This is a genomic window from Rhizobium phaseoli (assembly GCF_010668805.1).
In the GTDB taxonomy this organism is placed as follows: Bacteria; Pseudomonadota; Alphaproteobacteria; order Rhizobiales; family Rhizobiaceae; genus Rhizobium; species Rhizobium phaseoli_A.
In genome coordinates this window covers 1-21048 of sequence record NZ_WUFT01000003.1, presented here as the reverse complement: position 1 = coordinate 21048, position 21048 = coordinate 1, and the positions used below count along the sequence as shown (strand labels likewise).

Genomic DNA, 21048 nt, shown 5'->3' with positions numbered 1-21048 from the left:
AGATGCGGATTCAGATTTTAGGCCGATCCGGCCTAAAATCATCCGCATCTAGAGATCAGTTCGTCTGCTTGGCGCCGAGAGCGAAGGTATCGGCAAGCACACGATAGACGTCGCTCTGTTCCATGTAGCCATGGAACTCTTCCGAACCCGGGCCAGCCGACTGCAGGACGACGTCGTCGACGGCATGGACGCCGCTCTCGCTGCTCTTCGGAAGATTGCCCTGAACCAAGACCGCGCCGGGAACATCCTTGTACTGCTCGTTGGCGACGTATTCCTTCTTTTCGTTCTGGACAGCCGGAACGAACGGACCGTCGAGCTTCGGACGGAAGGTCTCGTAGTGGTCGGGGCCGTTATTGGCACTCAGGAACAGGCGGCGGCTGACGTCGATCTTATCGGGGTAACCGTCGCCGTTTTCGTCCTTGTAGTTCGGGAAACCAGCCTCGGCATAGGTCCCGACCTTTTCGCGCATTTCCGTGCCGGGCTTCTCGTCATCGACGGTGCCGATGATCGATACACCATGCGTATGATCGCCGGTGACGACGATCAGCGTGTCCGGGTGGGCCTTCTGAAATTCGCGGGCGACGCCGATCGCCTGGTCGAATTCGATGGTTTCGACGACGGCGCGATCCCAATCGAGCGGATGCGACATCTTGTCGATCGAGGAACCCTCGACCATCAGGAAGAAACCATCAGGATTCTTGGACAGGCGGTCGAGCGCAACCTTGGTCATGGCGACGAGACCCGGCTGGTTCGGGAACTTGTCGACGGTGCCCTTCTTCAGGAACTCGCGGTCGAGCGTGACGTCCATATTGCCGGTGTGGAAGAGACCGAGGAGATTGCCTTCGGTCGATGCATTGGCGGCGAGTTCGTTTTTATCGGTCGCAAGCTTGTAGCCGGCATCCTGGAACAGCTTGATGTAGTCCTGATTGTCCTTGCGCTTGGAACCGGCGACCTCTTTGCCGAGGAAATAGGCCGAGCCGCCGCCGAGCAGAACTTCCGGCTTGACGTCGAGCAGCATGCCGACGACGTCGGCCTTGTCGTTGCGGTTGCGGGTATGGGAAACAACAGCAGCCGGCGTGGCGTCTTCGACTTCGGCGGTTGCGACGATGCCGATCGACTTCTTGGTCATGCGGCGAACGGCTTCCGCGAAGGTTTCGACGCGCGGGTCATCCAGCGATGCCGGCGTACGGTCTGCGTAAACGCCGATTGCGTTGACGGCCGTCTTATGGCCCGTCATGTAGGCCGACATGGTGTTGGCGGAGTCTGTGGCAACGGCATTCGTCGCAGAAGTACCGATAAAGGCCATACGATCGAGATCGTCCATGTTCAGGCGGCCATTCGCCTTACCTTCGGTCATGCCCTTCGACATGATGCGGGCGGCGGTGCGATGCGCGACGGAAAGACCGTCACCGAGCAGGAAGATGATGTTCTTGGCCTTCGGCTGACCAGCGGTTTCGTAAACGTTCCAGGTCACGGATTTCGTTTCGTCGCCGGCAGCGACCTCAACCTTGTAGGCGCCCGGAGCGGAAATCTTCAGGCCGCGCAGCAGGAGGGCGGAACCGAGAGCCTTGTCATCCTTGCCCTTTTCCAGCTCGACGAACTGCGCCTCGCCCCCGAGGACAGTCTTGTAATCCTGGCCGTTGACCGTGATCTTCACGTCTTCGCGCTTGACCTGCTTATTGAGTTCGACCTTGAAATCGAATGGCGAACCGGCAAGAATCGTCGCCCGATCGAGCGGATAAAGCGTCGTCGCCTGAGCGGCGCCGGCAAGGATAGTGGTGGCCGCAAAGGCGGCAAAAAGCGTACGCATGGAAAACCCCCGTTTTCGTTGCAGACAGTAACAACCGGGCCGGGATATCTCCCGAGGATGACAGCGGCATGACAAAACGTCGCACCATTGCGGCTGCCGTTTTCGCCGTCGGCTCTGAGCGCAAAAACCTTGACTCCTGTGGAAAACCTTCTAAGAGCAACTACGGAAAAGGAATCTCCATGGTTCGCGACGAACACGCCATTGCCGACCGCAATGACCGGGCACAGGGTGCCGGGGTGGATATTGCCGTTCCGGTTTCTGCCAAAACCAAGGCCAAAACGACGACGAAAACCGTCTGACGTCTCTGGCCTGCCGCTCTCTCCCCGGCTCGGCTGGGGACAGGAAGACGCGATCCGTCGCGCCTTTCCCCCTCACCGGAAAAGAGGAGAGAAGAGAAAGAGAGCTTGAGAAATGGGTTTCAAAGTAGCAGTTGCGGGAGCGACCGGAAACGTCGGCCGGGAGATTCTCAACATCCTCTCCGAGCGGGGCTTCCCCGCCGATGAGGTCGTGGCGCTTGCCTCCTCGCGTTCGCAGGGTACCGAAGTTTCCTACGGTGACCGGACGCTGAAGGTCTCCAATATGGAGAATTACGATTTCTCTGACACCGACATCTGCCTGATGTCGGCCGGCGGCGAGGTCTCCAAGAAGTTTTCGCCGAAGATCGGCCAGCAGGGCTGCGTCGTCATCGACAATTCCTCGGCCTGGCGTTACGACGCCGACGTGCCGCTGATCGTGCCGGAAGTGAACCCGGATGCCATCAGCCTGTTCACCAAGCGCAACATCATCGCCAATCCGAATTGCTCGACCGCCCAGTTGGTGGTGGCGCTGAAGCCGCTGCATGACTTCGCCAAGATCAAGCGTGTCGTCATCTCGACCTACCAGTCGGTCTCCGGCGCCGGCAAGGACGGCATGGACGAACTCTTCAATCAGACGCGCGCCGTTTTTGTCGCCGATCCGATCGAGAACAAGAAGTTCACCAAGCGTATCGCCTTCAACGTCATTCCGCACATCGACAGCTTCATGGAAGACGGCTACACCAAGGAAGAGTGGAAGGTGCTGGCCGAGACCAAGAAGATGCTCGACCCGAAGATCAAGGTGACCTGCACGGCGGTACGCGTGCCGGTTTTCATCGGTCATTCGGAATCGGTCAATATCGAATTCGAAAACGAGATCACCGCCGACCAGGCTCGTGACATCCTGCGCGATGCGCCGGGCTGCCTCGTCATCGACAAGCGCGAGGACGGCGGCTACATCACGCCTTATGAATCCGCCGGCGAGGACGCGACTTACATCTCGCGCATCCGCGAAGATGCGACGGTCGAAAACGGCCTCAACATCTGGGTGGTCTCCGACAATCTGCGCAAGGGTGCGGCATTGAACGCCATCCAGATCGCTGAGCTGCTCGTCAATCGTGGCCTTGTCAAACCGCGCAAGCAGGCCGCCTGATACCATTTGTAAACCATAATATGCTAAAGCCCTGCTGATGACGGCAGGGCTTTTTGCCGAACCGTAAGCGCCCTTATCCATAAGCGCTTACTCAAAGGTAATCGTGACAAGATCGCCTTCGGCTGGCATTCTGCCTGGCGTCAAGCCAAGCTATGCCGCCCGAAACCGATAGCGGTTTTGGGACAAGGGCATGACATAACGAATTTAAGGCGCGTCACATGGGTCTGATCGGCCGCGGCGCGCTTCAGCAGACCGGAGCGGGGTTTCTCATGCGCATGACAACATTCCTTCTGGCCGCATCTATGGCAGCCGGCGTCCTCCACGCTCTGCCGGCAGCGGCCCAGGGCGCCCAATGCGGCAATAATAGCAGCGGGTTCAGTGCATGGGTCGCCGACTTCAAGCAGGAAGCGGCGGCAAACGGCGTCAGCCGCTCGGTCCTCGACCGCGCCTTCGCCAACGTCAATTACAACAAACCGACGATCGCCGCCGACCGCGGCCAGAAGAGCTTCAAACTCTCCTTCGACGCGTTCATGCAGAAGCGCGGCGGTGCCGCCGTTATCTCCCGCGGCCGCAGCATGAAGGTCGCCAACCAGGCGCTTTTTGCCTCGATCGAGCGTCGTTACGGCGTTCCGGCCGGCCCGCTGATCGCGATCTGGGGCATGGAGACAGGTTTTGGCAGCTATATGGGCAACCAGCATACGCTGTCGGCTGTTTCGACCCTTGCCTATGACTGCCGTCGTTCGGAATATTTCACCGACCAGCTCTACGCCGCGCTCCAGCTCGTCTCCGAGGGTTATCTGAGCACGCAGGCCAAGGGTGCTGCGCATGGTGAAATTGGCCAGACACAGTTTCTGCCGCGCAATGTCGTGCGATTTGGCGCCGATGGCGACGGCGACGGCCGCGTCGACATGGTCGGTTCCCGCGCCGATGCCCTGGCCTCGACTGCGAATTTCCTCAAAGGCCATGGTTGGCGCGCCGGCGCCGGCTATCAGCCCGGAGAGCCGAATTTCGTCGCCATCCAGGGCTGGAACGCCGCCGGCGTCTACCAGCAGGCGATCGCCTATATCGGCCAGCAGATCGACGGCAAATAGTGCATGTCGCCCGGAAGTGTGAAGCGGTTCCGGGACAACGACATGCGCAAAACAAAAGGCTTTAAGCCTTCATCGACAACGAAACCCGAAAACGCCGCTGCGACATGCGGCGTTTTTCATGTTCGGGCATCAAAACCGCCGCCCGCCTTCTTGCGTCGCTCCTCCTGCGTCGGCGTCTGCACGATCGGTCCCGAAACGACGCAGTTGCGGCCGGAGGCCTTGGCAGCGTAGAGCGCCAGGTCAGCGCGTTTGACCAGATCCTCGAAGTTCCGGTTGGCGGCTTCGTTTGCCCGGCCGGCGCATCCGAAACTCGCCGTCACCTTGAGAATATCGCCGCTCTCCAAAGATATTTCCGCCGCCTCGATCGCCAGCCGCACGCGCTCGGCAATGATTGCAGCATCGTCAGGCGTCGAATCCGGCAGAAGCGCCAAAAACTCCTCACCGCCATGGCGCACCAGCAGATCGAAGGAGCGAAAATTTTGCCGCGCGACGCCCGCGACCTGCCGAAGCACGGCATCGCCGGCATCATGGCCGTTGATATCGTTGACCTTCTTGAAATGATCAAGGTCGAAGAGCACGACGGAGATCCAGCGCGATCCGTGTTCGGCCTGCGTCAGAAGGGCCGATGCGGCGACCTCGAATCCGCGCCTGTTGTACAGGCCAGTTAGAAGATCGGTCTGGGCAGCGTTGCGCAACTCGCTGACCAGTGTCTCGCGATCCCGCGTCAGCCGGTCGATCAGGCGCAGGCCCCTTGCCGCCAGCACCATCACCAATGTGGCGAGAAGCAACAGGCCGGCACACAGCCCCAGGATCAGCGTCAGATGTATATGCGCCCGCGTCGACAAGTTTTCGCCGGTCTCGTGAATATCTTTTGCGGCCTCGACCATTTTCTGCTGCAGGAAGATCATGCGTTCGCTCTGCGCAGTGGCCCAGACGTCGCGCACTTCGCGCGTCGGCTGCGATCCGGCAAGGATGGAATCGGTGATCGCATTCGCTTTCACCTGGTCGCGGCGACCGAGATAGGCGATGATGTCGCGCACGATCGGTGCCGTGGAATGAAAGACCATGTGGTCCATGCCCTCACCGAGCATAACCTTGCCCTGGACGAACAGCTCGACAGGAAACCGCGCGGAAACGCGGTGATCGAGGTAGCGGGTACCGACCCCGGTAATCAGTCTTTCGCCGTAATAGGTCAGCAGGATACCCATCAGCTGGTTGGATTTCTCCAGCAGCACCGGATCGCTGATCAGCGGTGAAAGCGCATCGACGACGGCAAGCTGCTTGAGAGCTGCATACCAGTAGATAGAACCGGGGTCGCTGCCGGCATAAAGACCCTGGTCGACGGCGTTGCGGGCGGCGACGATACGGCTATAGGCAAGGCTGAGAATCGATAATTCGCCGGCCAGCCCTTGGTCGAGCGCGTCGCGGGAGGGCAGTGTGGCATAGAAGGCCAGGCGCTCGCGATCGAGCGTCACCCGGCTTTGCTGCATGTCGGCGGCAGTCGCGCTGTCGGGACGTGCGAGGTAGAGGCGGGTGGCGCCAATTTCACTCAGGATCTCAGTGGCGGCGATCGACCCGCCGCGGGCGAGCACGTCGGCGAACTGCCTGTCTTTTTCGAGATCCCTGTATTGTCTGAGCGAAGACCTTATGACGACGACGCCTTCAATGAGCATGAAGACGAAGGGCAGCATGATGGCGGCCAGGATAACCCTTTTGATGGTTTCGAACTTCATCGCCAATCGCCACGGTGATCAAAACGTCGGTCGTGCGCGACCAATTGACGCCAATCTTAGCAGCAATTCTTAATAAACTGATAAAGCGGCAGATCCCTGGATTTCTGGCCCTAGATTTCTGGGCGAATGAAATCACGTGTCTCAGCATCCATCACCCAGAGTTCGCCGGTCGAAATATCGAACCACGCGCCATGGAGATGCATTTTTCCTGCTTCCTCGAGCGCCTTGATGTCGGGAAAGCTTCTGAGATTGTCGATCGAATTGCGGATCGAGACACGCTCCAGCGCCGTCTGCCGCTCGGCCGCCGTCATCACATCATTGCTCTGGATCTGCTCGGCGGCGGGCTTGACCAGCGACATCCAGCGGCCGATGAAATCGCCGGGCGACAGCGGCTCGGCATTCGGATCAAGGGCTGCGCGGATGCCGCCGCAGCGGCCGTGACCCATCACGACGATATCCGAGACCTTCAGCGCCTGCACGGCAAATTCGAGCGCGGCCGACGTCGAATGGAAGTGACCGTCCGGCTCGTAAGGCGGCACCATGTTGGCAACGTTGCGAATGACGAAGAGCTCGCCCGGGCCGGCATCGAAGATCAGCTCCGGTGCCGCGCGTGAATCCGAACAGGCAATGACCAGCGTATGGGGACTCTGACCGTTTTCGGCAAGCTGACGATACCTGTCGCGGGCGTCGGCATAACGTCCGTTCATAAAGTTGCGATAGCCGTCCAGAAGAGGATTTGGAAAACGCTGCATGCTTCTGGATTAGCGCGCGCGGAAGACAAGATCAACTGCTGCACTGCAAAATGAACGTATTGACCGATGCGTCATTTTTTCCGCCTTTGCGCCGGGTGCATGAGCCGCCGCATCTGCACCATGGCCATCGGCGTCGAAAGGCTGGACGCGTCGCTTGCCAGCATCAATTCGTTGCTGCCGCGTTTGACAGCGCGGGCAAGCACCTCGAAGACGCTGGAGGTGGCAAGCTGCAGCGCTTTTTCGTCCTCAAGGCCGGAAAGCAGGCGTGACAGGAAGACGGCGGCAAGCAGGTCGCCGAGCCCATTCGGCGGATTTTCGACGACGCGGTGCTCGGCAAGAAGCGCGTGACGGCCGGAAAGATAGAGATTGCCGGTACCGCCCGCCATCATCGGCACGGCCGAGGTGACCAGCATGCGCGCTGGTCCGAGCGCCAGCGCCGCCTCCATGATCGCGCTGTTGTCTTCAAGCGCTGCCCCCGAAAGCCATGCAAGTTCGTAACGGTTCGGCGTCGCCAGCGAGGCGAGCGGGATGAGATGGTCGCGAATAGCCTCGGCTGTCGCTTCCGGCACGTAGAGGCCGCCGAGATCGCCCATGACGGGATCGCAGACATAGAGCAGCTCCGGATTATCCTGCCGGAGCGCGGCGATCAGCCGGGCGACGGAGCGCGCCTGGGCGGCATTGCCGAAATAGCCCGAAAGCACCGCCCTGACTTCGCCGATCCAAGGCGCGCGGATCAGATCGTCGATCGCCGCATCGAAATCGGCTTCCGCAAATGTCAGCCGCGTCGAACGGCCGTGGCCGGGATGCCAAGGAAGCACGATGGTCGGCAGCGCCCAGACAGGATGACCGAGCGTCTCCAATGCAAAGACCGCCGCCCGGTTACCGACCGAACCGCGCACCACATGACTGGAGATGACAATGACTGCGCCCGCTGCATTTTCCGACATGATACCGAGGTCCGAATGATGATCGCGTTTTGATGATCTTTTTGACGGCGCGCTGTCAACCATTCTTCACGTGAGCATGGAAATGTATGCGAACCGAAAAACTGAAAAGAGCCTTTCTCATTCCTCTCGGCCACGAAAGCGGAAAAATCCCTCACCATTTCCCACTTTGAGGGTCAAAAAAGCATCAAAACAATCGTTCGGGCCTCCATTTTAGAGATTTTTTCGAAGAATCTTCTGTTAGCTTGCAGAAAATCAGTCCATTGCGGGAGGCGATCCATGGCTGCCAGAAACAATCCGAAACGGGAAAAGCAGATCGAAAGCGCACGCAAGATCGCCAAGGCGACCGGCGAGGCGCATCTCGATCCGGAAATTCTCTTCGGACGGGCCAGCAATGACGATCTCGAACTCTATACGCCGGAGATGCTGGCGCTCTCCGCCGTACATTCGGCAAAGGAACTTGCCGCCTGGAACGGCAAGACGCCTCGTGTCAGCATCGACACCATTGCCGATGTGACGCCTGACGGCATTGCGGTTTCGGTGCTATCGGTCACCGACCGGAACATGCCTTTCCTGTTTGAATCGGTGATGGGTGAAGTGACCAGCACCTATCGCGACCTGTTTATGGCCGTGCATCCCATCCTCGTCATGGAGAAGGGCAAGGCGCCTGCGATCTATTCCGCCGATCATCCGAGCGACCCGGCCAACCGCGTCAGTCATATTCAGCTCCATATTGCGCCGCTCAACTCCGCCCAGGCCGCAGATCTCGTCAAACGCGTCGAAACCGTGCTCGAGCAGGTCCGCCTGTCGGTGTCCGACTGGAAGCCGATGCTTTCCAAGATCGACGGGGTGATCGCCGAACTCTCAGCCAATAACACCACCCGGAAGAAGGCTGATCGCGATGAGGCCATCGCCTTCCTGACATGGCTGCGCGATGAGAATTTCACGTTCCTCGGGATGCGTGAATACGTCTACTCCGGCAAGGGTTCCGATGCCAGGGTCGAACGCGACAAGGGTGCTGGCCTCGGCATGCTCTCCAACCCAGATGTCCTGGTGTTGCGCACCGGCAAGGACGCCGTGACGACGACGCCTGAGATCCTGGCCTTCCTCGACGGCCCCGATTTCCTGATCGTCACCAAGGCCAATGTGAAATCGATCGTCCATCGCCGGGCCTATATGGATTATGTCGGCGTCAAACGTTTCGACGCTGCCGGCAACGTCACCGGTGAACTGCGCATCGTCGGGCTCTTCACGTCGACGGCCTATACGTCGCTCGCCTCCGAAATCCCGCTGCTGCGTTCCAAGATCGAGAAGGTGAAGGAGCATTTCGGTTTCGACCCGATGAGCCATTCCGGCCGCATGCTCGACAACACGCTGGAATCCTATCCGCGCGACGACCTTTTCCAGATCGACACCACGCTGCTTGCAAATTTTGCCGAACAGATCAACGACTTGGCCGATCGTCCGCGCGTGCGAGTCCTGCCGCGCATCGACCATTTCGACCGCTTCGTTTCGGTAATCATCTACGTGCCGCGCGAAGAATACGACTCGATCGTCCGCGAGCGGATCGGCACCTATCTGAAGACTGTCTATGACGGCCGTGTCTCCGCCTATTACCCGGCTTTTCCGGAAGGCGGCGTGGCGCGCGTGCATTTCATCATCGGCCGCTCCGGCGGCAAGACGCCGCGTATTCCGCAGGCAAAGCTCGAGCAGGTGATCCGCGAAATCACCGCCCGTTGGGACGACCGTTTCGAGGCGCTGGCCGGGGCGAAGGCGCCGAAGATATCGGTTGATCAGGCCTTCCAGGATTCCTTCACTCCGGAGGAAACCGTGGCCGACCTCGCCGATATCGGCGCCTGCGCCGCCGGCGAGCCGCTTCGCATCCAGTTCTACCATCGTCCGGAAGAACGGGGCCGCATCCTCTCGCTGAAGATCTTCCACGCCGGTGGCCAGCTGGCGCTGTCGCGCCGCGTACCGCTTCTGGAAAATCTCGGCTTCAATGTCGTCAGCGAACGCACCTTCGACATTGGAGTGCCGGCCGCCGATGGAGAAACGAAATTCGTCGTGCTGCACGATATGGAGCTCGAGGCCCGCAATGGCGGCGACATCGACCTGCAGCGTTACGGCGCCGCCCTCGAAGAAGCCTTCGTCACCGCCTTCGCCGGCACGATCGACAATGACAGCTTCAATCGGCTGATCCTTTCAGCCGGGCTTTCAGCGCGCGAGACGAACGTGCTGCGCGCCTATGCACGTTATCTCCGCCAGGCCGGCATCGCCTATTCGCAGGATTACATCGCAACCACGCTCGACAAATATCCTTCTGTCGCCGCCGCCATCTTCCGGCTGTTCCACGACACGCTCGATACCAGGCTTTCCGAGAAGGCCCGCGTCAAGAAGCTTGCCGACCTGCACCAGGCGATCGAGGCCGAGCTTGCCGACGTGCCGAGCCTCGACGACGACCGTATCCTGCGCCGTTACGTCAATATCGTCGACGCGACGCTTCGCACCAATTATTTTCAGAAGAATCCGGACGGCTCCCCAAAGGCGATGCTGGCCTTCAAGCTTGATCCGCACTTGGTCGACGGCCTGCCGCAGCCGAAACCCTTCCGCGAAATGTTCGTCTATGGCGTCGAAGTCGAAGGCGTGCACCTGCGCTTCGGCAAGGTGGCGCGCGGTGGCCTGCGCTGGTCGGATCGTGCCGAGGATTATCGCACCGAGGTGCTCGGCCTCGTCAAAGCCCAGCAGGTGAAGAACGCGGTCATCGTGCCGGTCGGCGCCAAGGGCGGCTTCTATCCGAAGAAGCTCCCCATCGGCGGCAGCCGCGACGAGATCTTCAATGCCGGCCGCGAGGCTTACAAAACCTATATCCGCACGCTGCTGTCGATCACCGACAATATATCCGGCGCCGAGATCGTGCCGCCGAAGGATACCGTCCGGCTCGATGGCGACGATCCCTATTTCGTCGTCGCCGCCGACAAGGGCACCGCAACCTTCTCCGATACCGCCAATGCGCTGGCCCAGGAAGCCGGCTTCTGGCTGGACGATGCCTTCGCCTCCGGAGGCTCGGCCGGTTACGACCACAAGAAGATGGGCATCACTGCCCGCGGCGCCTGGGAAACCGTCAAGCGCCATTTCCGCGAAATGGACATCGACATCCAGACGACGCCCTTCACCGTTGCCGGCGTCGGCGACATGTCCGGCGACGTCTTCGGCAACGGCATGCTGCTCTCTCCGAAGATCCGACTGATATCCGCCTTCGATCACCGCGACATCGTCATCGATCCCGATCCCGATATGGAAAAGACGCTGGCCGAACGCCAGCGCCTCTTCGACCTGCCGCGGTCGAGCTGGCAGGATTTCGACAAAAGCGTGCTCTCCAAAGGTGCGATGATCATCTCTCGCGCGACGAAATCGGTTACGCTGACCCCGGAAGCGGTTGCCGCGATCGGTCTCGACAAGGCCGTGGCGACGCCCTTCGAAATCATCACGGCGATCTTGAAGAGCCCGGTCGACCTACTCTGGTTCGGCGGCATCGGCACCTATGTGAAAGCGGCGCCCGAAACCGACGCCGAAGTTGGCGACCGCGCCAACGACCCGATCCGCGTCACGGCGGCCGAAGTGCGCGCCAGGGTGATCGGCGAGGGCGCAAACCTCGGTGTCACCCAGAAGGGCCGCATCGCCTATGGTCTCAAGGGCGGGCGCTGCAACTCCGACGCCATCGACAACTCGGCCGGCGTCAACACCTCTGACGTGGAGGTCAACATCAAGATCGCGCTGGCAGCCGCCATGCATGACGGGCGCCTGACGCGGGCAAAACGCGACCAGCTGCTGCCCTCGATGACCAGCGAAGTGGCGGCCCTGGTGTTGCGCAACAACTATCTGCAGTCGCTGGCGATCTCGCTGACGGAACGCAAGGGCACGGCAAACGGTCTCGAACTCGGCCGTTTCATGAGCGTGCTCGAGGCCGCCGGCCAACTGAACCGCAAGGTCGAGACTTTGCCGGACGAGCAGAGCCTTGCTGAACGTTATGCCGCCGGCAAGCCGCTAACGCGGCCGGAAATCGGCGTGCTGGTGTCCTACGCCAAGATTGTGCTCTTCGATGCGCTGGCCGCCAGCGATCTGCCAGACGATCCCTATTTTATCGCGACGCTTTTGAATTATTTCCCCGTCGAGATGCAGAAGTCGAATGCCGGCGATATCGCCGGCCACCGGCTGAAGCGCGAAATTGTCGCGACCGTGCTTGCCAACGAGGCGATCAACCGCGGCGGGCCGAGCTTCACCGTCGCCATGATGGACGCGACGGCGGCCTCGGCGCCGGAAGTGGTTCGTGCGGCGATCGTTGCTCGCGACGGTTTCGACCTGAACAGGCTCTGGGCCGAAACGGATGCGCTCGACGGCCGGATATCGGGCGAGATGCAGAACCGCATTTACGAGGAAATCAGCCATAGCTTCACCGTCTTGACGCGCCTGCTTTTGAAGACCGGCATGACCAAGGCCGATATGGCACAGGTGATTAGCCGGCTCCAGGCTGCGCTGAAGAAGCTTAAGCCTGCCTTTGCCGAACAATCGGCCGGTGATGCCGCCGCGCGCCAGGCGGAGTATAGCCAGGCGGGCGTGCCCGAAAAACTCGCAGCCGAGATCGCCAACCTCCAAAGTTTTGCGCTGGTGCCGGAGATCATGCAGATTGCCGAGCGCACCGGCGAGACCTTGGTGCGGGCCGCCGAAAACTACTTCGCAGTGTCGCAGACTTTCCGCATTGCCCGGCTGCTGGCCGCGGGCGGGAAGATCCTCACCTCCGACCATTACGAAAACCTGGCGCTTGCCCGCAGCATCGACCAGATTGCCAGCGCAAGACGCGACATCGTCATCTCGGCGCTGTCGGATCACGGCAAGGAGAAGCTTCCGGTCCAGGCCTGGCATGCACAGGATCGTATCCGCATCAATCGCATCGTCGAAGAGCTTTCGAGCCTCAGCGACAGCGGCGATCCCAACCTTGCCCGTATTACCGTTGCTGCAGGTATCCTGACCGATCTTGCGCGCGACCGGGTGAGGTGAGACAGTCCGCTGAAAAAGGAGCGGATGTTGAATCGCATTGACTGGACAGGAACGCAGCCCCCGAAGGCCACGGAGAAGGGCATCTGGGGGTGGATGTTCTTCGATTGGGCAGCCCAGCCCTTCTTTACCGTGGTCACTACCTTCATCTTCGGACCCTATTTCGTTTCCCGCCTGACCGACGACCCCGTTTCCGCGCAGACGACGTGGAGCAACATGGCGACGATCTCATCGGTGATCATCGCCCTGCTCTCGCCCATTCTCGGCTCGATCGCCGACCAATCAGGCGCACGCAAACCCTGGATCGGCTTCTTTGCGATCATCAAGATCGCCAGCCTTTTCTGCCTGTGGTTCGCAGCCCCCGGCTCACCTGTTGTTTATCCCGCGATTTTCATGATCCTCGCCTCGATCTCGGCCGAGTTTTCGATCGTCTTCAACGATTCGATGATGCCGCGCCTGGTCGCCAAGCACGAGGTCGGCAAGCTCTCCAACACCGCCTGGGGGCTCGGTTATCTCGGCGGCATCATCGTGCTCATCGCCGTCGTGACGCTTTTGGCGGCGAGCCCCGAGACCGGCAAAACCATCCTGGGCCTCGATCCGCTATTCGGTCTCGATCCTCGGACCGGCGAGGATGCGCGTATCACCGGGCCGATCTCGGCCGTCTGGTATCTGATCTTCATCCTGCCGATGTTTTTCTTCACGCCGGATGTCGGCAGGGGTCTTCCCTTCGGCACCGCCGTCCGCTCGGGACTGCGAGAGCTGAGAAACACGCTTGGTGAACTGAAGGAACGCCGCGGCATCCTGACATTCCTCATCGCCCGGATGATCTATCAGGACGGCGTCAACGGGCTGCTGATCCTTGGCGGCATCTTTGCCGCCGGCATGTTCGGCTGGGCAACGATCGAGATCGGCATCTACGGCATCATCCTCAACGTTGTCGCGATCTTCGGCTGCCTGATTGCCGGCCGCATCGACAAGAGTGTCGGGTCGAAGGTGACCGTCGTCATCAGCCTCACCATGCTGCTCCTCGCCACCGTCGGCATCATTTCGACAGGGCCGGGTTACACCCTGTTCGGGCTGATGCCGCTGCCGACGGCGGATTCCGGCGGCCTCTTCGGCACCGCGGCGGAGAAGGCCTATATCCTCTATGGTCTGCTGATCGGCTTTGCCTTCGGGCCGGTACAGGCCTCGTCGCGCTCCTATCTCGCCCGCAGTGTCAGCCCGGAGGAAGCCGGCCGCTACTTCGGCATCTATGCACTTTCGGGGCGCGCCACGAGTTTCATGGCGACACTGCTCTTCTCGCTGGTGACCTATATGAGTGGATCACCGCGGCTTGGAATGGCAACGTTGATCCTGTTTCTCGCAGGCGGCCTGGTGCTGCTTGTCCGCACGCCCTATCCGGCCGATCGCGCGTAGAAAACGTTACGCGCGCCGGACCTGACGAAGCATGGCGCAGTCCTCATTCAGTGCCGGAAATGGCGCATACCGGTAAAGACCATCGCAATGCCATGTTCGTTGGCGGCATCGATGACTTCCTGGTCGCGCATCGAGCCGCCCGGCTGGATAACCGCCGTCGCCCCTGCAGCGATCATCGACAGAAGACCGTCGGCAAACGGCAGGAAGGCTTCGGAGGCGACTGCCGAACCATGCGTCATCGGCACGGCAAGGCCGAGCGCCTTGGCCGCCTCTTCGGCTTTCAGCGCGGCGATGCGGGCGGAATCGACACGGCTCATCTGGCCTGCGCCGATACCGGCCGTCTGGCCGTCCTTGGCATAGACCACCGCGTTCGACTTGACGTGTTTGCCCACCTTGAAGGCGAACTTCATATCATCAAGCTCCTGCGCCGTCGGCGCCCGCCTGGTGACGACTTTAAGCTCCAGATCCTCGACCATGCAGTTGTCGCGGCTCTGGACCAGCAGGCCGCCGGAAACGGTCTTTGCCGTCAGGCCCGCCGCGCGCGGATCGGGCAAGCCGCCGGCTGACAGCAGCCGCAGGTTCGGCTTGCGGGCGATGATCGCCTTCGCGTCCTCGGTCACATCAGGCGCAATGATCACTTCGGTGAAGAGCTTGACGATCTCTTCGGCCGTTTCGGCATCAAGCGTCCGATTGAGCGCGATGATGCCGCCGAAGGCGGAAACGCTATCGCAGGCGAGCGCCCGCCGATAGGCTTCGACCAGACTTGATCCGGTGGCGACGCCGCAGGGATTGGCATGCTTGATGATGGCGCAAGCCGCCTTCTCAGGCAGGAACTCGGCGACCAGCTCATAGGCGGCATCGGTATCGTTGATATTGTTGTAGGAAAGCTGCTTGCCCTGAAGGAGGGCAGTCGTCGAAACACCCGGACGCTTTTCGCCGGTGACGTAGAAGGCCGCCTTCTGGTGCGGATTTTCGCCGTAACGCATCTCTTCCTTCAGCGCACCGCCGATAACGCGGTGGCGCGGCGTGTCGATCGACAGCGCTTCTGCGAACCAGTTGGAAATCATAGCGTCATAGGCTGCGGTGCGGGCATAGGCCTTGGCGGCCATGCGCTGGCGGAAGGCATAGCCGGTCTTGCCCTCATCTGCGGAAAGCTGCTCTGTAAACTCGGCATAATCCGCCGGATCGGTCAGGATCGTCACATAGGCATGGTTCTTGGCCGATGCCCGGATCATCGCCGGCCCGCCGATATCGATATTCTCGACGGTTGTCGGATAATCACCGCCGGCGGCGCGCACTTCTTCAAAGGGGTAAAGGTTGATGACGGCGAGGTCGATGGCCTCGATGCCATGCTGTTTCATCGCCTCCTGGTGTTCGCTATCGTCGCGGATCGCCAGCAGGCCGCCATGCACCGTCGGATGCAGCGTCTTGACCCGGCCGTCCATGATCTCGGGAAAGCCGGTAATTTCGGAAACATCGGTAACGGCAAGGCCAGCGGCGGCGATCGCCTTGTAGGTGCCGCCGGTCGAGAGCAGTCGCACGCCGCTGGCAGACAGTGCCTGGGCGAGTTCGACGATCCCGGTCTTGTCGAAGACGGAGAGGAGGGCGGTCTTGATTTCGACCTTGTCGGGGGCGGGGATCTTCTTGGAAATGACGGCCATGAAACCTTCTCCGTTCGGGCTTCGAGAGACATCCGATTGGTTTAGAGCAGGATTCGGATTTCAGGCCGGTTGCGGCCTAAGATCATCCTGTTCCAGGACGCTCGCATTGTGAGGCCGCGTTAGCACAGCTTCGTCGCCGCGCAAACAGGTGCTATCCCTTGCGGGACAAAAACCAACGGATTTCCGTCTTCTCGGCAAGATCGAAGTCGATTTCGATCTGGTCCGAACCGCAAATGCCGGAGCTGTCGGCAAAGAAGATGTCCTCGGCGATCAGCACTTCATTGCCGGGTGCGGAAAACAGCCAGCTTTCACCGTCCGGCGCCGTCAGCAGCACGGACTCGCCGTCACCCTGATGCAGGACGATTGACGGATGGATATGAAAACGGGCGACAGCCTTCAGCGGCTCGTCATGCTCATATCCTTCCCGGACAACGAGCCGGTCGCGGCCGGTAACAATCGAGCCTGCGGCATTGAGTGTCAGCTCACGCTCGTGCAACAAGCCGAACGCTCTGAGATAACCGTCATGGCTAAGCTTGATGCCGTCGCGCCCATCCTCCGTTTCGGCACGCTCGACGGTGACTGTTCTCACCGGTTCGGTGATCGCGTGATTGAGGAACGGCGAGGGCGAAAAACGGCTGGACGAGGTGTCGTTGACGATGACCGTCGAATGCGCCGCCGTCGTGCGCGCCATCTGGACATAACGGTGCCCGTTAAATTTCGGCGAACCGGAATTGACGATGAAGCGGTGGCGGCCGGACGACATTTCGAAGGAGAGGCTGCCGGCATGTACGGTCCGCAACGCGCCTCCCGAAGGCGGCGTGCCGGCATCGGCAATGATCACTGTCTTTCCCCCGGAAAGCCGCTGATAGCGGGAATGCGGCAACGCCTTGAACGGCTGGCCGGCGGTCTCGTCATAGCGCAATACGGAGATCAGCTCGTTTGCCAGGGTTGAGGTCGCCCCGTTGAACAGCGCCAGATCTCCGTCCTGATGGCGAAAGAACCGCAATGCCGGGTATATGCGGTCGATGCCGGAAATCAGCTTCTGCGGCAGATCGTGGCCGAGATTGACATAGGTTTGCCTGAGCGGCAGCAGATCGAGCAGCAATTCCAGGCCGACGCGGGGATTGCGCGAGATATGGCCGCCATCCGGCAGAATCTGGCTATCGAATTCGCGATCGAGCGCTTGCGCCGCCTTTCTGAGCGTGGATGCCCGGGCAGGCATGGCAACCGAAGCCATGGCGAGCGCGATACGCAGCCGAAACAGCTCCAGGCCGCCAAGCGTATACGGCGCCATGCGGTGCAGGAACCTGACCTGGAACGCCAGCGACTTCATGAAGCGGCGATAAAAACCGCGGTCGGCATTCTGCAACACCACCGGCGAATGCGACAGCCAGGCGATGACGCGCTGGGCGGTGACGTCGGTCTCCCATGCAATCCCCTCCATGCGGCCGGCATGGATGGAGAGCCAGCTGTCGACGATCGCACGGGCGGCAGCCGAGCTGCGCTCCGTCTTGTTCGCCCGCATGTGCCGCAACCAGCCGAAGCTGTGAAGGCGGATGGCGAAGGGGCGAGAGGGCAGGGTGAAGGTGAAGGGTGACTTTCCACTCGTTTCCAACATCCGCCCGGCCAGGAGAAACCGTCCGTTGAGGATTTCGTCGGCCACATGCGAATCGATGCTGCGGAGATCGGTCGGCGCGACGATGAGACGCTCGGGCGCGTTGATCGAATGGCGGAGGAGCTTCAGGCGCAGCAACGCGACGCGGCGCAAGGCGCGCCGCCAAGCCTCCCGAACATACATGCTCGCAAAACGCCGACCGGACTGCATATTCTATTGTCTTTTGACCCTCGTGGTTAAGAATAGGTGAAAAGTGGCCGATTTCATCGTCCGCAATGAATTAATTCGTGACAAGGTTAGAATATACGCAAATTCATGCGTTCTTAGCTGGTATTGCTGCGGTTTTTGGATAGGACCTGCCTGACACCGGGCACCAAGCCCGCAATCAGGCCACGCGCCGCAGCATGGCGGCATAAAAGCCGTCGAGGCCGGAGGCAATGCCATCGGACATTGTCAGCATGGTCGGAAGCGTGCGGAATTCACCGAGCGGCGTGATCGCCGCTTCAAGGCCCGGCCAGCGGCCGGGATCGATCGGAACACGCTCGACCGCACCGGTGTCGGAAAGAACACGGGCAACGACGTCCTCACCCTCGACAGGATCGAGCGAACAATTCGAAAAAACCAGCGTGCCGCCCGGCTTCAGTAGGGTCAACGCATGGCGCAGCAGCCGTTCCTGCAGCGCCGCCAGCCTGGCGATATCCTCGGCTCCCTTGGTCCACAGTACGTCGGGGTGCCGGCGTGTCGTGCCGGTGGACGAGCAGGGGGCATCGAGCAGGATTGCATCGAAACGCTCCGCCGGCTCGAACGTCGTCAGATCTGCTGCAATCGTCTCCGCCTTCAAACCGAGTCGGTCGAGGTTCGTCCGCAGCCGTCTCAGCCGGCTTTCCGACTGGTCGAGTGCGGTGACTGCGCCACCGGCAAGAATGAGCTGCGCCGTCTTGCCCCCTGGCGCGGCACAGAGATCGGCGGTCCGTTTGCCCGAGAGATCGCCAAAAAGCTTAGCCGGGATGCTTGCCGCCGCATCCTGCACCCACCATGCGCCCTCGTCGAAGCCTTGCAGCGAAGGAATGCCGCCAGCGAAGGCGGCAAGCCGCACGCTGCCGGTGGGAAGGACAGCGCCGTTCAGCCGTTTTGCCCAGCCTTCGGGGTCGGACTTGACGGTCAGATCAATCGCCGCCGGCTGTAGCTGAGATTCCGAAATCGCCAGCGCCGCGTCCCGGCCATAGGCTTTTTCCAGCCTGGTGATGAACCAGGCGGGCATCGGCGCGACCTGGCCGACCTCGTCGAGCACCTCATCCTTCTCGCGCCCGAGCCGGCGGAGAATGGCATTGACCAGCTTGGCGAAACGCCGGTTGCGCGGATCCTGATTGGCCAGCTCGACGGCAAGATCGACGGCCGAATGATCCGGCACGTCGAGATAGAGGATCTGCGCCGCCCCGATTGCCAGCACATGGTGCAGCGCCCTCGCCCCTTCCGGCAGCGGCGATTCCAGCAGCGCTGCAATCGCGGCATCGATGCGCGGCAGATGGCGCAGCGTCGTGTTCAGGATGGCGCGGACAAGCGCCCGGTCGTTTTCGCCGAGCGCCCGGTAGGCCGGGTTGCCGTGTTCATGGTCGAGAGCGCCGTCGAGCGGCAGTTTGCGATCGACCACGGCAGCAAGAATTTTTGCCGCCGCAGCCCGCGCCTGCAGGCCGGGTTTTTCAGGCAGAGATCGTTCGGTGGCGGGCTTATGCTTGCGGAATGGTTTCTTCGTGCCGTCTGAATTCAAGACCATGGACCTTTTGGCGGTTGCGAACCACCGCGACCAAGACCCGTATCCGGAACAGAGCGCGATTTGCGCGACGGATTAGCAGCCCTCACCGGCGGCGTCGAGACGTTCATGCCGCCCTGCGCCATGTCCTGCAGCGCAGCGATGCGGTTTTCCGTATTCGGATGGGTGGAAAACAGATTGTCCATGCGCTCGCCGGAGAGCGGATTGATGATGAACATATGCGCCGTCGCCGGGTTGCGCTCGGCATCCGCGTTCGGCACATGGGCGGCGCCGCGGGCAATCTTGCCGAGCGCCGAGGCCAGCCAGAGCGGGTTGCCGCAGATTTCGGCGCCACGGCGGTCGGCCGAATATTCGCGCGTCCGGCTGATCGCCATCTGCACCAGCATGGCGGCAAGCGGCGCCACGATCATAGCAAGGAGAACACCGACGAAACCAAGGGGATTGTTGTTGTTTTCACGGTTGCCGCCGAAGAAGAAGGCAAAATTGCCAAGCATCGAGATCGCCCCGGCAAGCGTTGCCGTGATCGTCATCGTCAGCGTGTCGCGGTTCTGAATGTGGGCCAGCTCATGCGCCATCACGGCCGCGACCTCCTCCGGAGACAAAGCGCTGAGCAGTCCGGTGGAAGCGGCGACGGCTGCGTTGTCGGGGTTGCGGCCGGTGGCGAAGGCATTCGGCTGCGGGCTGTCGTAGAGATAGACCTTCGGCATCGGCAGGCCGGCATTGCCGGCGAGATCCCGCACGATCGCAAAGAATTCCGGCGCGTTGCGCTCATCGACTTGTTGGGCGCGATAGGCAGAAAGCACCATGCGGTCGGAATTCCAATAGGAGAAGAAATTCATCCCGGCAGCAATGACGAAGGCGATCATCATGCCGGCCCGACCGCCGATCAGGAAGCCGACAAGCATGAAAAGCGCCGTCATGAAGGCAAGCAACATGGCAGTGCGGACGAGGTTCATTGCGGATCTCCATCTCCGATTTCGCCGTCACAAGCTTTCAATCCCGGCACCGGCGCATTATGATTTGGTTATTCATCAGCCATTTTCAATATTTTCCGGCAGGAGATGCCATGCAGGACGCCGATAACGACAATAGCGAAACGCCGGCGGCCGAGGCATCGCAGCCGCGCAAGCTGCTGTCCCCGGCTGCCAAACGTGCGCTTGCCGAAGCCGAGGAGCGGCGAAGGAATCAGAAGCCGCTGGAGCTGCCGCCGGAGACCGGCGGCCGCGGCGGAGCCGAGCCGGCCCGCTTCGGCGATTACGAGATCAATGGCCGGGCGATCGATTTCTGATTCGGCGCCGGGAGCCAGAGCGCCGCTCAAAAACAACGGCATTTCCCGCGCGGAAAAATAAGACCGCTCCAACAAAGGAGCGGCTTCAGGCTGCTGACAAACCCCTGCAAAACCCCCGACGTCATCCTCGGCCTTGTGCCGAGGATCTACCCATGTCCAATTAAGTATCTGAAAATAAATGCGTTCCTGTCAAACAATTGCAGTGGTCATATGCTCGGCACAAGGCCGAGCATGACGGAGGAGACTTTGTCAACAAACTGAGGCCGCTCCAACAGAGGGAGCAGCCTTGTTGCTTAAGCAGTTGCCTTGTTCTGCCGGTTGGCGATCAGATCGTCGACGACGGCAGGGTCCGCGAGCGTCGAGGTATCGCCGAGAGCACCGAAATCGTCCTCGGCGATCTTGCGCAGGATACGGCGCATGATCTTGCCGGAGCGGGTCTTCGGCAGGCCGGGCGCAAACTGAATCTTGT

14 protein-coding genes are annotated in these 21048 nt (G+C 61.0%); 6 read left to right on the top strand and 8 right to left on the bottom strand.

Annotated elements, in window-relative coordinates; genetic code table 11:
• Positions 1 to 55 precede the first annotated feature (55 nt).
• Positions 56 to 1810: an alkaline phosphatase gene (locus GR197_RS05225; protein WP_164007280.1), complete on the bottom strand. Its 1755-nt coding sequence runs from the start codon at positions 1808 to 1810 to the stop codon at positions 56 to 58.
• A gap of 68 nt (positions 1811 to 1878) precedes the next feature.
• Here GR197_RS05225 and GR197_RS05220 point away from each other — a divergent pair, with 68 nt between their 5' ends.
• From GR197_RS05220 to GR197_RS05210, 3 genes are all read left to right on the top strand, one after another.
• Complete coding sequence (locus GR197_RS05220; protein ID WP_164007278.1) at positions 1879 to 2109, top strand: hypothetical protein; 231 nt, start codon at positions 1879 to 1881, stop codon at positions 2107 to 2109.
• A 112-nt stretch (positions 2110 to 2221) separates the two neighbouring features.
• Positions 2222 to 3256: an aspartate-semialdehyde dehydrogenase gene (locus GR197_RS05215; protein ID WP_007632170.1), complete on the top strand. Its 1035-nt coding sequence runs from the start codon at positions 2222 to 2224 to the stop codon at positions 3254 to 3256.
• 269 nt (positions 3257 to 3525) lie between these two features.
• Entirely contained in the window at positions 3526 to 4347 is an 822-nt protein-coding gene (locus GR197_RS05210; protein ID WP_164007966.1) for a lytic murein transglycosylase, read from the top strand.
• A gap of 116 nt (positions 4348 to 4463) precedes the next feature.
• Here GR197_RS05210 and GR197_RS05205 read toward each other — a convergent pair whose 3' ends face one another.
• From GR197_RS05205 to pdxY, 3 genes are all read right to left on the bottom strand, one after another.
• Positions 4464 to 6080, bottom strand: a complete 1617-nt coding sequence (locus tag GR197_RS05205; RefSeq protein ID WP_164007276.1) for a GGDEF domain-containing protein — start codon at positions 6078 to 6080, stop codon at positions 4464 to 4466.
• Positions 6081 to 6190: 110 nt separating this feature from the next.
• Positions 6191 to 6832 (bottom strand): carbonic anhydrase, encoded by a 642-nt coding sequence (locus GR197_RS05200; protein ID WP_007632166.1) that lies wholly within the window; start codon positions 6830 to 6832, stop codon positions 6191 to 6193.
• A 71-nt stretch (positions 6833 to 6903) separates the two neighbouring features.
• A complete protein-coding gene (gene pdxY, locus GR197_RS05195) occupies positions 6904 to 7779 on the bottom strand; it encodes a pyridoxal kinase PdxY (protein ID WP_164007274.1) in 876 nt (291 codons plus the stop codon).
• A 276-nt stretch (positions 7780 to 8055) separates the two neighbouring features.
• Between pdxY and GR197_RS05190 the strand changes: the two genes are divergently transcribed.
• On the top strand, positions 8056 to 12831 hold the full coding sequence (locus GR197_RS05190) for an NAD-glutamate dehydrogenase (protein ID WP_164007272.1): 4776 nt from the start codon (positions 8056 to 8058) through the stop codon (positions 12829 to 12831).
• 24 nt (positions 12832 to 12855) lie between these two features.
• Positions 12856 to 14244, top strand: coding sequence for an MFS transporter (locus GR197_RS05185; protein WP_164007270.1), 1389 nt, complete (start codon positions 12856 to 12858; stop codon positions 14242 to 14244).
• 47 nt (positions 14245 to 14291) lie between these two features.
• On the opposite strand, the gene purH is transcribed toward GR197_RS05185, so the two are convergent.
• The 4 genes from purH to htpX all read right to left on the bottom strand — a co-directional run bounded on the left by purH (position 14292) and on the right by htpX (position 20247).
• Positions 14292 to 15905: a bifunctional phosphoribosylaminoimidazolecarboxamide formyltransferase/IMP cyclohydrolase gene (purH, locus tag GR197_RS05180; protein ID WP_164007268.1), complete on the bottom strand. Its 1614-nt coding sequence runs from the start codon at positions 15903 to 15905 to the stop codon at positions 14292 to 14294.
• Between the two features lie 151 nt (positions 15906 to 16056).
• The gene (locus tag GR197_RS05175) at positions 16057 to 17730 is read right to left on the bottom strand and encodes a heparinase II/III family protein (RefSeq protein ID WP_164007266.1); all 1674 of its coding nucleotides are present in this window, start codon (positions 17728 to 17730) and stop codon (positions 16057 to 16059) included.
• A gap of 175 nt (positions 17731 to 17905) precedes the next feature.
• Positions 17906 to 19294: an RsmB/NOP family class I SAM-dependent RNA methyltransferase gene (locus tag GR197_RS05170; RefSeq protein WP_164007264.1), complete on the bottom strand. Its 1389-nt coding sequence runs from the start codon at positions 19292 to 19294 to the stop codon at positions 17906 to 17908.
• Positions 19285 to 20247 (bottom strand): zinc metalloprotease HtpX, encoded by a 963-nt coding sequence (gene htpX, locus GR197_RS05165; RefSeq protein ID WP_164007262.1) that lies wholly within the window; start codon positions 20245 to 20247, stop codon positions 19285 to 19287. The genes GR197_RS05170 and htpX overlap by 10 nt, the downstream gene beginning before the upstream one ends.
• A 110-nt stretch (positions 20248 to 20357) precedes the next feature.
• Between htpX and GR197_RS05160 the strand changes: the two genes are divergently transcribed.
• A complete protein-coding gene (locus GR197_RS05160) occupies positions 20358 to 20579 on the top strand; it encodes a DUF1674 domain-containing protein (RefSeq protein WP_164007260.1) in 222 nt (73 codons plus the stop codon).
• Positions 20580 to 21048: the final 469 nt, after the last annotated feature.

Bases quoted from the DNA above. Each gene is read 5' to 3' on its own strand.
- GR197_RS05225 (WP_164007280.1), bottom strand. From the start codon at position 1,810: ATGCGTACGCTTTTTGCCGCCTTTGCGGCCACCACTATCCTTGCCGGC.
- GR197_RS05220 (WP_164007278.1), top strand. From the start codon at position 1,879: ATGACAAAACGTCGCACCATTGCGGCTGCCGTTTTCGCCGTCGGCTCT.
- GR197_RS05215 (WP_007632170.1), top strand. From the start codon at position 2,222: ATGGGTTTCAAAGTAGCAGTTGCGGGAGCGACCGGAAACGTCGGCCGG.
- GR197_RS05210 (WP_164007966.1), top strand. From the start codon at position 3,526: ATGCGCATGACAACATTCCTTCTGGCCGCATCTATGGCAGCCGGCGTC.
- GR197_RS05205 (WP_164007276.1), bottom strand. From the start codon at position 6,080: ATGAAGTTCGAAACCATCAAAAGGGTTATCCTGGCCGCCATCATGCTG.
- GR197_RS05200 (WP_007632166.1), bottom strand. From the start codon at position 6,832: ATGCAGCGTTTTCCAAATCCTCTTCTGGACGGCTATCGCAACTTTATG.
- pdxY (WP_164007274.1), bottom strand. From the start codon at position 7,779: ATGTCGGAAAATGCAGCGGGCGCAGTCATTGTCATCTCCAGTCATGTG.
- GR197_RS05190 (WP_164007272.1), top strand. From the start codon at position 8,056: ATGGCTGCCAGAAACAATCCGAAACGGGAAAAGCAGATCGAAAGCGCA.
- GR197_RS05185 (WP_164007270.1), top strand. From the start codon at position 12,856: ATGTTGAATCGCATTGACTGGACAGGAACGCAGCCCCCGAAGGCCACG.
- purH (WP_164007268.1), bottom strand. From the start codon at position 15,905: ATGGCCGTCATTTCCAAGAAGATCCCCGCCCCCGACAAGGTCGAAATC.
- GR197_RS05175 (WP_164007266.1), bottom strand. From the start codon at position 17,730: ATGCAGTCCGGTCGGCGTTTTGCGAGCATGTATGTTCGGGAGGCTTGG.
- GR197_RS05170 (WP_164007264.1), bottom strand. From the start codon at position 19,294: ATGGTCTTGAATTCAGACGGCACGAAGAAACCATTCCGCAAGCATAAG.
- htpX (WP_164007262.1), bottom strand. From the start codon at position 20,247: ATGAACCTCGTCCGCACTGCCATGTTGCTTGCCTTCATGACGGCGCTT.
- GR197_RS05160 (WP_164007260.1), top strand. From the start codon at position 20,358: ATGCAGGACGCCGATAACGACAATAGCGAAACGCCGGCGGCCGAGGCA.